Origin of the sequence: Bacillus pretiosus (genome assembly GCF_051294775.1) — a bacterium.
GTDB lineage: Bacteria > Bacillota > Bacilli > Bacillales > Bacillaceae_G > Bacillus_A > Bacillus_A wiedmannii.
Genome location: NZ_JBPPHF010000206.1, coordinates 1 through 304 on the forward strand (window position 1 = coordinate 1; position 304 = coordinate 304).

The window sequence follows — 304 nt, forward strand, 5'->3', positions numbered from 1 at the left end:
TACGTACACACATAGAGTGGAACGTAGAAATCCAAATATCTTCTGCTTCTGGTCCGACAAGTGTATCAATACGCTCGCGCATTTCTCGAGCCGCTTTATTTGTAAAGGTTATAGCTAGTACATTCCATGGCGCTACACCTTTTTCACCAAGTAAATACGCAATACGATGTGTTAACACACGTGTTTTACCACTACCTGCACCTGCCATTAATAGAAGTGGTCCGTTCGTTGTTTGTACTGCTTTTTGTTGCTGCGGATTTAAACCATTTAATATCTTATCTGTCTTACTCATATACGCCTGCAC

Annotated in this window: 1 protein-coding gene; it reads right to left on the bottom strand. The window is 41.1% G+C overall.

Annotated elements, in window-relative coordinates; translation table 11 throughout:
* On the bottom strand, window positions 1-292 hold a 292-nt coding region (locus ACSG5Z_RS30540; RefSeq protein WP_435712821.1), incomplete at its 3' end, for a UvrD-helicase domain-containing protein.
* Between the last annotated feature and the right edge of the window lie 12 nt (window positions 293-304).